General features: G+C 71.9%; 11 protein-coding genes. 2 read left to right on the top strand and 9 right to left on the bottom strand.

Features of this window, described 5'->3' with window-relative positions; translation table 11 throughout:
- Positions 1 to 77 precede the first annotated feature (77 nt).
- Entirely contained in the window at positions 78 to 431 is a 354-nt protein-coding gene (locus ACI6GS_RS02730) for a DUF1428 domain-containing protein (protein ID WP_439816240.1), read from the top strand.
- 7 nt (positions 432 to 438) lie between these two features.
- On the opposite strand, the gene ACI6GS_RS02725 is transcribed toward ACI6GS_RS02730, so the two are convergent.
- The 6 genes from ACI6GS_RS02725 to ACI6GS_RS02700 form a co-directional block, all read right to left on the bottom strand.
- The gene (locus tag ACI6GS_RS02725) at positions 439 to 1,392 is read right to left on the bottom strand and encodes a hypothetical protein (RefSeq protein WP_439816239.1); all 954 of its coding nucleotides are present in this window, start codon (positions 1,390 to 1,392) and stop codon (positions 439 to 441) included.
- 235 nt (positions 1,393 to 1,627) lie between these two features.
- Entirely contained in the window at positions 1,628 to 2,512 is an 885-nt protein-coding gene (locus tag ACI6GS_RS02720; protein WP_439816238.1) for a lysozyme inhibitor LprI family protein, read from the bottom strand.
- Between the two features lie 71 nt (positions 2,513 to 2,583).
- Positions 2,584 to 2,790, bottom strand: coding sequence for a hypothetical protein (locus ACI6GS_RS02715; RefSeq protein WP_439816237.1), 207 nt, complete (start codon positions 2,788 to 2,790; stop codon positions 2,584 to 2,586).
- Positions 2,787 to 3,020: a hypothetical protein gene (locus ACI6GS_RS02710; RefSeq protein ID WP_439816236.1), complete on the bottom strand. Its 234-nt coding sequence runs from the start codon at positions 3,018 to 3,020 to the stop codon at positions 2,787 to 2,789. The genes ACI6GS_RS02715 and ACI6GS_RS02710 overlap by 4 nt, the downstream gene beginning before the upstream one ends.
- A gap of 48 nt (positions 3,021 to 3,068) precedes the next feature.
- A complete protein-coding gene (locus tag ACI6GS_RS02705) occupies positions 3,069 to 4,091 on the bottom strand; it encodes a DUF2793 domain-containing protein (protein WP_439816235.1) in 1,023 nt (340 codons plus the stop codon).
- 23 nt (positions 4,092 to 4,114) lie between these two features.
- A complete protein-coding gene (locus tag ACI6GS_RS02700; RefSeq protein ID WP_439816234.1) occupies positions 4,115 to 6,454 on the bottom strand; it encodes a phage tail protein in 2,340 nt (779 codons plus the stop codon).
- 113 nt (positions 6,455 to 6,567) lie between these two features.
- Here ACI6GS_RS02700 and ACI6GS_RS02695 point away from each other — a divergent pair, with 113 nt between their 5' ends.
- Entirely contained in the window at positions 6,568 to 6,897 is a 330-nt protein-coding gene (locus ACI6GS_RS02695) for a hypothetical protein (protein WP_439816233.1), read from the top strand.
- Here the strand turns inward: ACI6GS_RS02695 and ACI6GS_RS02690 are convergent.
- From ACI6GS_RS02690 to ACI6GS_RS02680, 3 genes are read right to left on the bottom strand one after another with little or no spacing between them, the layout of a single operon-like run.
- Entirely contained in the window at positions 6,890 to 7,360 is a 471-nt protein-coding gene (locus ACI6GS_RS02690; RefSeq protein ID WP_439816232.1) for a hypothetical protein, read from the bottom strand. The two genes, ACI6GS_RS02695 and ACI6GS_RS02690, sit on opposite strands and share 8 nt — an antisense overlap.
- Complete coding sequence (locus ACI6GS_RS02685) at positions 7,357 to 8,316, bottom strand: DUF2163 domain-containing protein (protein WP_439816231.1); 960 nt, start codon at positions 8,314 to 8,316, stop codon at positions 7,357 to 7,359. Before ACI6GS_RS02685 ends, ACI6GS_RS02690 begins: the two co-directional genes overlap by 4 nt.
- The gene (locus tag ACI6GS_RS02680) at positions 8,313 to 9,332 is read right to left on the bottom strand and encodes a hypothetical protein (RefSeq protein WP_439816230.1); all 1,020 of its coding nucleotides are present in this window, start codon (positions 9,330 to 9,332) and stop codon (positions 8,313 to 8,315) included. Before ACI6GS_RS02680 ends, ACI6GS_RS02685 begins: the two co-directional genes overlap by 4 nt.
- Between the last annotated feature and the right edge of the window lie 8 nt (positions 9,333 to 9,340).

The raw sequence follows: 9,340 nt of genomic DNA, 5'->3' as shown, positions 1-9,340 counted from the left end.
GCGGTGTCGGAACGATGCCGCCCCGTCCGTCCTTGTCGGTGATGCAACCCAGGTCGAACAGACGAAAGGATCGGACCATGGCTTATGTCGACGGCTTCGTGCTTGCCGTGCCGCGCGCGCGGCTCGAGGACTACAAGAAGGTCGCCCGCACGGCCGGCGAGGTGTGGATGGAGCACGGCGCCCTGTCCTATGTCGAGGCGGTAGGCGAGGACGTGCCCCCGGGAAAGGTGACGTCCTTTCCCATGGCGGTGCAGCTGAAGGAGGACGAGGTCGTCGTCTTCTCCTGGATCACCTATGCCAGCCGCGCGGATCGCGACGCGATCAACGCCAAGGTGATGGCCGATCCGCGCATCGACATGAAACCCGACACCATGCCGTTCGATGGCCAGCGCATGATCTTTGGCGGCTTCGAGGCGGTGGTGGAGTTCTGAGGCGACGCTACTTTCCGCCCTCCAGCGCGCGCCGGTCGCGGTTCTGAAGTGCTGCCTGCACCGTCGATTTGCTCTCGGCGGGCGCGGCATTGGTGTTGGCGGCGACCGGCGCCGCGGCTTCCGGAATTGACAGGCTGGCCAGGGCGACGACCGTCATCGGTGCCAGCACCGGTGCCGCCAGGGCGGTTCCCACGGTACTGAATACGGTACGGGTGGGGCCGCCGGCGCTGCCGCTGCCGCTGACCAGGCTGGTCCCGGCCGGCAGGGCATTGGCAACGCTGTCGAATGTCGCCTGCAGCCCGTTGCCGAACTTGGCCATCTCGGCCCCGATCTTGTTCCCGAACCACTCATAGAGCTGGGACACGCTGCGGGGCTGGCCGGCACTGTTGTAGAACACCGAGCGGTTGGCGCCGGCGGCGCTGGGGAACAGGCTGGCGGCGCTGGCGTCCGGACTGCGGGCCAAGGCCTTCAGGAACTTGACCGCACCGCCCGAGCCCATGAAGTGCGCGACGTAGAGATCGGTCGCGTTCGCTTCCCGGCCCAGCGCGCCTTCCAGGTCGCCTTCGTTCAGGGCTGCGTACTCGGCGCCCATCTGCGCACTGATTTGGGGATCCTTGCGCAGGTCCAGGATCTGCCGCCGCATCGCGGGGTCGGCCACGGTCAGGCGGCCGTCGCTGCCGCGCGTGATCTGGCTGGCAAAGGAATCCAGCCCATACTTGCTGCCGTGATCCTTCACCATCGACAGCCAGGTCTGCTCGATGAACTGGTAGAGGCCGGTGGCACTGGAACTGGATGCCTTGACGTCCGACTGGAAATTGCTCTCCAGCGAGGCCTTGGCCATCAGGTAGGCGAAGTCGACGCCGGTCGACTGGCTGGCCTGCCGGATCGACGAGACCACCTTGGGGTCGATCGCCTGGCCGCCCCGGGCCGTGAACACGCTCATGGGGACGTTGGTGCTCATGGGGTACTCCGGAACAGGGATCGTTCTGCCGCCCGGCAGGACTTGCCCGGCTGATGCGACGCGGTGGCCGTGCCCCGCACGGGGCGCGGGCAGCGCGCGGCATGGCCCGGGCCGCGGCCGCCAAGGCTTGCGGCATTGGCCGGTGGATGCGAACGATCAGGTGACGCGAACGACATGGTCCAGGGGTGAGCAAGGACCATGCCAGCGATGGCGCCAGTTCACCCGGCGCTGCGGCTCAGGAACAGGCGCCGGTCCCGCGCACCCAGGGATAGCGTGCCAGGCGGTCCAGGCTGGCGATCGTCTCGTCCCAGATGGCCTTGGCCTGGGCGTCGGGCTTGCCGCGTCCCGCCGCCAGCATGGCGGGGAACTGGGCGCAGTCATAGTCGGGCGGCAGGCCGACGCCCTCGACCCGCTGGCACAGATCGGCCGCATCCAGCCGGCGCGCCAGGTTGACCAGCGCGGGGCAGGCCTTGACCGGATCGCGGAAGCTGGGGGCTGGCGGCCCGGCTGCCTCGGCCACGCGCGGTCGCAGGGCCTCCAGCACCGCGGCGGGATCGGCGGGATCGACCTGTGCCTGGGCCGCGAATGCCCCGGCTGCCTCGCGCGTGGACTTGCCGGGCAGTCCATTGACCGGTCCGTCATAGAGGCCAAGCACGCGCAGGCCGAACTGGATCTGGAACACGTCGCCTGCGGGTTCGGCTCCGGTCGGCTCTGCCGCGTCGGCCTGGGGCGCCGGTGCCGGCGCGGCATCGGCCGTGGTGCGCAGCGCCTGGACCCGCCAGTAGGTCTGCTCGGTCAGGCACTGAACGACGCCAGACCGGGTGCCGATCTCCCCCAGCGACTGGACGGTGACACCGCACCGCGCGTCGCGCTCGCGTGCCCAGGCGCGCTGCTCGCGCAGCAGCGCCGCCTTGCGCTCCGGCGAGGCGGCGGTCCGCGCCTGGCGGTACGCCTCGCCCATCTGGCCGTCCAGGTCACCCAGCGTGTCGTCGCCGCAGATCAGCTTCTCGACCGGCGTCTGCGCCTTGGCGCAGTCGAAGCTGGGTCCTTCGGCCTGCGCGGGCGCGGCAAGGCCTGAAAGACAAAGGGCAAGACCAAGGGACAGGATCGACCGGCGCATGACGCACTCCATCAGGCGCCGGCAGCCTAGTCCCGCCGCGGGCCGCAGGCCAGGGCGCAGCGCGCGGCCCCTCATGGCCGCCGCTCCGTCAGCAGCATCGCCATCAGGCCGGCCAGGGCGATGGCGCTGGCCACCCCCTGGTCCCACAGGCCGTCCGGCACCGACCAGCCGGCCGCCGTCAGCAGCGCGGCCAGCCCGCCATAGGTCGACGGTTCGCGCAGGCGGGCCAGCAGGAAGTGCAGCAGCGCCAGGCAGCGCCGGGTGTCGCCTCGGGTCATGCGGCACCTCCCTGCTGGAAATGGGCGATCAGGGCCGCGACCACGGGCCCGTCCTGGGCGCCAAGCGGCCGCGCGGGCTGGATCTCGTCGGCCCGGACCACGCCGTCGATGCGCAGGATGCGCCGCGTCTGGATATGGGCGCCGGCCAGGGTCCAGCCCGGCTCGTCCTCGCTGGCGGCCAGGCGCACCAGCACCTCGTAGGGGATTTCGGCTTCGCTGATATCGGGCATCGGACCTCGCTCGCCGCTGTGGGGGATGGGAACAGGTGGTGGATGGGCTCAGGAGACGACGACCCCGTCGGGCCAGCGCCAGTTGCCGCCGTCGCTGACGGCCAGGCGCTTGCTGCCTGTGCCGTCCGACACATAGATCAGGCGCGCCGCGGTGCCGGCTGCGGGCAGCGTGCCCACGGTGTAGCTGCGCAGGCCCAGGTGGCTGCTGGCGTCGATCACCGTGGTTGCGTTGGCCCGGTGGGCCACGGCGCCGTCCATCCCGATGCGCAACCGTTCGCTGGGCGAGACACCGCCCGCGGGCGTCGTGGCCAGGGTCAGCATGCCGCCCATGGCGCTGTCGCTGGGCGTCGTCTCGGTCACGGTCGCCTGGATCTGTGCGGTGACGCGGAACAGCGAGCCGCCCCAGGCACTGAAATTGTGGGCAAAGACCAAGTCGTTCTGCTGGACCGCGGCCGGGCTGGACAGGCTGCCGCGCAGGCGCCGGCCGTTGAAGGCGCCGGCCCCGCTGTTCGAATAGCGGTTGGCGGCGAAAGCGGCATTGGCCTCACCCTGGACCAGCAGGGTCCAGGCGCCGACGACGACCTGCTCGCTACCCCCGGCGATCAACGACAGCGTGTTGGCGCCGCTGGTCTGGTCGATGCCGGTATCGGGGTCGCCTGCCAGGTGCAGGCTCGGCGCGGCCAGGCTGCCCTGGGCCAACGTCTGGCGCGCGGTCCAGGCCGAGCCGTTCCAGCGATAGACCAGGTCCTCGTCGGCGACCCACAGGCGCAGGCCCTCCTGCGCCGCGCCCGGTACGATGGCGGTGCCGCTGCCGTCGACATCCGGCCAGAACAGCCATGCGCCGCCATAGGACAGGGCGATGCGGCCGTCCTTGCCGGTCCAGGCACCGCTGCCGCCGGCCGCCACGATATAGGCCTGGCCGTCGCCATGGGCGGGCGGTGCGGACAGGTCCTTGTCCAGCACACCACGCAGCAGAACCTCCAGCAGCAGGATCGCCTGGTTGTGGATCACATCCGGGTTCACAGGACGCACGGGCAGCAAAGGCAGCCCGCCGATCGGTGTCGTCGTCATCGGCTCTCCAGGGATCGTGGGGATCAGGTCAAGTGGGCCAGGGTCGCGATACCCCGCCCGACGCTGGCCGACAGCTGGGTCACGCGGACGTCCAGCGCTGCCTGCGCCGCGCCGAAATCGGCCACCTGGTGCGCGGCGGTATAGGTGGCCGCGGCGCTGGCGACCTCAAGGGTGCGCACGGTGTCGCTGCCGATCAGGATCTCGACCAGATAGCGCTCGGCGGGCTCGCCCGATGGTGTCCCGCCGCCCGACCAGAAGGCGGAACCCAGCCGCGTGCGCGGCTGCCACGCGATCGCCCAGTCGCCGCCCGCGCCGGCGCGCCGGCCATGGACCAGGGCTGGTGCCAGGGGCCGCTTCGCCCGCCCATGAAGGGTGAATGTCAGGGGCGCCGCGTCGACCGGTTCCAGCGGGATCGACACCGCCTTGTAGAGCCGCGTGGCGCCGAGTTCCGCCAGTCCCGGATCGATCCGGCGCAGGGGGCCCGGCGCCAGCAGGCAGAACGCCTCGCCCGGCAAGTGGTCGGCGACCCGGTCCTCTGTCCCCAGGCGGCCGCGCAGCAGGACCGACAGGCGGTAGGTCTGGGGCGCGATCAGGGTCGCCTGGGCGAACTGGACCACCTCTCCGCCGATCGCTGCCGCGTTGACGGTGGACGTGAGCAGGTCCGCTTCCGGCCGGCTCGACAGGCTGTGCGTGGCATGGGCCAGGACGACGGTCACGGTGCTGGCGCGGTCCCAGGTTGCCACCGGACCCGCAGGCAGGGCGGTGCTGGCGGTGCCCAGGACGGCGCGGCGCGACTCCGCCAGGACCGGCAGGAACGTCGCCCCGCCATCGGTCGAGCGATGCAGGGCGGCCCCGCGCCAGCCGTCTGCCGGCCCGCACAGGCCGACAAGGAACGGCAGGGCGGCCGCGTCGTCGCCGTCGTCCAGCAGCGGCAGGTCCAGCAGCACGGCCACGGTGAGGCCGACCTGGCGCAGGCTGTTGGCGGGCCTGGCCGTCGCCGACATGCCGGGCAGGTCCTGTTCCAGCATCGCCGGGTCGTCCGCCACCAGGTCCGCCTCGGTCACGCCGTTGGCACCCCGCACCAGGCGCTGGATGCGGAACCGACGCAGGGTGTCGGCCAGGTCCAGCAGGACGCAGTCGGCGGGGGCCAGGAACACATGGCGGTCGCTCAGCGCGACGCGCGCCGTCGTGCGTTCGGTCCAGGCCTGCCACAGCAGCCGCTCGACCAGTCCGCGCGCATCGTCCGCCGGCAGGACCAGGGGCAGGGCATGCGCCTCGATCATCCGCCCCTGGTCCACGGGGTTGCGGGCGCGCTGCGTCGCCTGCTGGAACTCCGTGGCCGGGTCCAGGTGGGTCAGCGTCACCTGGGCCGGCAGTTCGGCAGCAGCCATGCGGGCCAGGGTGACGGCGGGCGGCGGCTCGTCCCCCGCTTCGTGCGCGCCCAGATCGTCCTGCTCCAGCAGGGCGCGCACGGCCCCGCCGCGCGGCGCCAGGCGTACCGCGCCGGCAACCTCCGCCACGTCAAAGGCAAAGGCCTGGCCCAGCTGGTCCAGTGCCGCCCGCGCAGGACCCGGCCTGGCAACGGCATAGCCGGGCAGGGCCTGCGCCAGCTCGCCCTGGCCCGCGACGGGGACAAGGGCCCGGCCGGCCAGGCGCGCTGCGGCGGTGCCCACGGTGCCGGCGGCAATGGGCACGATCTCGAATTCCAGGTTCGGGATGGCATTGCCAAAATCGGCCAGCTGCAGGCGCTCCAGGACGACCAGCGCCGTGCCGCGATAGGCGGGGACCAGGCCAGCGCCCAACGCCGCCTCGATCGTCGCGTCGGGCTCCTGCTCGGCCGTTCCGCCGCGAAAGCGCAGGGCATAGGGATTGCTGTGCGCGCCGCTGGCGACCGTGCTGGCAAAGCCGCCGGGAAGGGCGTCGAAGGGGGCCGTCGCGGCACCGGCGTCGAAGATCAGCGTGCCGTTGGCCCAGATCCTGCGCAGGTCGGCGATTGGCCCTTCGCCCAGGGCCGCAGCCAGATCGACATGATAGGACCAGGTCGTGACCGTGGGGCCAGAGCCGCCCTTGCCCCCTGTTTCCTCCTCGTGCGCGGTCTCGACCAGGCCGCCTGACCAGACGACAATGCCGGCCGTGCGGAACGATCGTCCCTCAAACACCGGGATGCCGGCGCCATAGGTCGACGCGGTCACGGCCAGGTCGCCCAGGCGCGGTCCGCTGCGATCACTCCCGCCGCCGAACAGCGCCTGGTCCAGCGCGTTGCCGGCAAGGGCGGCAGCAGTCGTCACGCCAGCCGCGACCAGGGCTGACGCCCCGGCGGGCAGCAGGCTGCTGGCCAGGATGGGCAGGATCAGGGCGGCCATCTCGGTCTCCGTTTGGGCATGCGGCGATCACGGAAAAGACACGCCCCCGGCTGGCGGCCCTCCCGTAGCCTTTTGTCGACACGGGGAATCGGCCGGAATGGCCGGGGGGCATCATGGACGGGCCGCTTCAGACGGCAGCCGGGCAGTCACGGGTGGAGCAGCGCCTCCGCCAGATCGAGGAGCGCCGCGCCGAGGAGGCGGCACTGCTGGAACGGCGGCGCGCTCCGTCGCTGCTGGCAGCCGCACTTCTGGCGGTCGCGGACGACCCGATGCAGCGTCGCGCGGTGCAGCAGGCGCTGCGGTCCCTGCTCGACGAACTGGACGACAGCGTGCCGGGATGTGCGGGGCAGCGGGCGGTCGGCCTGGACGCGCTGCGCTTCCTGAACGCGCAGGAAGAGGCGCGCGCGGTGCGCATGCGCCCGGTCCTGCACGTCGTCAAATAGGCGGCTGGGGCAGGCGGAAAACGGCGCGGACGCGGGCGTGGATGTCGGCCGACAGGCCATGCTCGACCACGCGGCGCGCTGGCGCGAAGGCATGGAGCAGCCCCGGCCGGCCATCGGCCAGGATGGTGGCGATTCCCAGGTGACAGGGCAGGCCGCCCCAGTCCATCCAGGGCAGGTCGGCGGGCAGCAGCGTGCCGGCCGGCCGCTCCACCTCGACCAGGAAGCTGCGCAGGGCGGCGATCATCCGCCCCGGCACCGGCTGGCGTGGATAAGCGCCATAGCGGGCAAGCAGCGGTTCCATCCGGTCCGGGCTCAGCGTGCCGACCTCAAGTCCCACGCCGATCACCAGGTTGGCGCAGTCGACGCCGACCCCCTTCGTCCTGGCCTGGTGGCGCCACGGCGTGCCCAGCCAGGTCCGCGCCGCGGCGATGATCCGCGCATCGGTTGGCGGGTCCCCCCTCATCGCGCGGGTGGCCGCTGCTGCAGGGCATCATGCCCCGGCACATGGGGGAAGCCGCCGAAATTGAGCAGGTTGGCAAAGCGGTTGGCGCACGCATCCGCCGTGCGCGGGCAGCCAAAGGCAACGTCGAACGTGTCTCCGGGGGCGACGGCTCGGGCAGCGGGCTGGTGCAGGACCAGCCTGTGATCGGCCAGCGTCCAGCGCTTCACCGCGCCCGCCAGACCCGCATTCGCTCCCGTCGTCCAGCTCAGCCGGCCATGGTCGAACGTTCCGTCCGGGTCGCTCAGCCCGTCGTCGCGGAACGCGCCCAGGCCGTCGACCGCGGTGACCGTGCCGCTGCGCACCGTGACGGCCACGCCGCACCGCGCATCGCCAAGGGTCCAGCGGCACTGCGCCGTGTAGACCTCGCCCACCGGCTGGTTCAGCAGCGCTGCCAGCGTTCGTACCTCCAGCCTGAACCCGGCGGCGCTGTGCTCGACCTGACCGATGCGCCCCTTCTGCAGCAGGCGGGGCGTGGTGCCGCGATCGTCCCAGTCGACCTGCCAGCATTCGATGTCGGCATCGTCCAGCGCGCCGGACAGCAGGTCAGCCTCTGCGATCTCGTCGTTCAGCACGCCCACCAGGTCCATGGTGCCGGCCGATCCGTCCGACCGCGCCTCGCTGGCGCTGGGCGCGAAACCGTCGCAGGCGCGCGCCACCAAGCCCTGGAAGGACAGGGCCCGGTCATGGGTCGTGAAGGCATGGGCCGTGCCGTCACGCCGTCGGATCGTCCAGACCAGGGCATGGCGCGTCACGCACGGCGTGGACAGTGCGGGCAGGAGCACCGCCACCCGGCCAAGCCGCAAGGGCGCCTGGCGCTCCGCAAGGACAAGGCAGGCGATACGGCTGGCGTGCACCGCGCGCGTCCCGGCCGCCGCTGGCGCCAGCGCGGCCGCCCGGCCGATGCGCAGCGCGCTCATGTCAGTCGCTCCAGCCGGAGCTGTGCTGCGGCCAGGGCGCTGCGGGTCCAGGGCGCGCCGGTCGCGGGATCGCTCGCAAAGACCGCCTCGTGCCCGCCATAGGTGGTGTCCGGCGCGTGGGCGGAGCCATGGGCGACGGCCACGCCGGAGCGCAGCCCGCTGCGGAAGGTGCAGGCCCCGGCATCAGTCTTGCGCGCCTCCACGTCCACGATCACCGCGGCGATGGCGCCGATTCCGGCGGGCGGTGCGTCGAGCGCGAACAGGGAGACGGCGCCAGCGCTGTCGCTGGCCACGAACGAGGCATCGCCATCGGGGGCGGCCTCCCGGATGCGGCTGAAGCCGGTCGTGCCGCTGTCGGGCACGAAGTCGGCCTGCACGGTGTCCCCCGCCGGGAACAGCGTGTGCACGCGCAGGTCGCCCACCCAGTCGGTGGCAGCCACGACGTCATCGACATGAAAGGCCGCGGCGCTGCCCGCGTTGACCGAGGTGAACCATTCCAGGATGTCGGCGTGGGCCGTCGCCTGGGTGTCGCCGCTATAGCTGAGCACCGTCTGGCCGTTCAGCCGGACCTCAACCGCACCGCTGCTGTTCGCGACTGCCAGGCGCAGCTCGACATGCTGCCAGGTGGCGAAGGTGACCGGCGCGCTGGACGTCGCCACGACGGCCGCATTGCTGTCGCCCACGCGATAGTCCAGGAAGCCGGCGGTCGACAGGGTCAGAACGCCCTGCTGGTCGCCATTGCTGTCCATGAAGCCGTGGACCTGGGTGCGGGTGCCATTGGTCGGCGCCTGGTCGAAGCGATAGGCCGCGGCCATGACGATGGTGGTGCGCGGCGCGTCAAAGGCCCGCTTCAGCCGCAGCCACAGGGTGGAACTGGGGGCGATGCGCACCGCCTGGCTTCCGGTGCGGGCCAGGGCCGCGCTGACCGGGCGGTCGAACGTGTTCCAGCCCGAGCGCAGCGCATCGTCGGCGTTCAGGCCGTAGTGGTCGAAGCTGTCGGCCCACAGGATGGTCATCGGGTCCT

This window comes from Zavarzinia sp. CC-PAN008, assembly GCF_051903925.1.
GTDB lineage: Bacteria > Pseudomonadota > Alphaproteobacteria > Zavarziniales > Zavarziniaceae.
The sequence above is the reverse complement of the archived record's forward strand: the minus strand, read 5'-3'. Positions and strand labels throughout refer to the sequence as shown.

What these genes read in the sequence shown, in the direction of transcription:
- ACI6GS_RS02680 (WP_439816230.1), bottom strand. Translation starts at nt 9,332, where the DNA reads ATGACCATCCTGTGGGCCGACAGCTTCGACCACTACGGCCTGAACGCC.
- ACI6GS_RS02705 (WP_439816235.1), bottom strand. Translation starts at nt 4,091, where the DNA reads ATGACGACGACACCGATCGGCGGGCTGCCTTTGCTGCCCGTGCGTCCT.
- ACI6GS_RS02695 (WP_439816233.1), top strand. Translation starts at nt 6,568, where the DNA reads ATGGACGGGCCGCTTCAGACGGCAGCCGGGCAGTCACGGGTGGAGCAG.
- ACI6GS_RS02715 (WP_439816237.1), bottom strand. Translation starts at nt 2,790, where the DNA reads ATGACCCGAGGCGACACCCGGCGCTGCCTGGCGCTGCTGCACTTCCTG.
- ACI6GS_RS02725 (WP_439816239.1), bottom strand. Translation starts at nt 1,392, where the DNA reads ATGAGCACCAACGTCCCCATGAGCGTGTTCACGGCCCGGGGCGGCCAG.
- ACI6GS_RS02685 (WP_439816231.1), bottom strand. Translation starts at nt 8,316, where the DNA reads ATGAGCGCGCTGCGCATCGGCCGGGCGGCCGCGCTGGCGCCAGCGGCG.
- ACI6GS_RS02700 (WP_439816234.1), bottom strand. Translation starts at nt 6,454, where the DNA reads ATGGCCGCCCTGATCCTGCCCATCCTGGCCAGCAGCCTGCTGCCCGCC.
- ACI6GS_RS02730 (WP_439816240.1), top strand. Translation starts at nt 78, where the DNA reads ATGGCTTATGTCGACGGCTTCGTGCTTGCCGTGCCGCGCGCGCGGCTC.
- ACI6GS_RS02710 (WP_439816236.1), bottom strand. Translation starts at nt 3,020, where the DNA reads ATGCCCGATATCAGCGAAGCCGAAATCCCCTACGAGGTGCTGGTGCGC.
- ACI6GS_RS02690 (WP_439816232.1), bottom strand. Translation starts at nt 7,360, where the DNA reads ATGAGGGGGGACCCGCCAACCGATGCGCGGATCATCGCCGCGGCGCGG.
- ACI6GS_RS02720 (WP_439816238.1), bottom strand. Translation starts at nt 2,512, where the DNA reads ATGCGCCGGTCGATCCTGTCCCTTGGTCTTGCCCTTTGTCTTTCAGGC.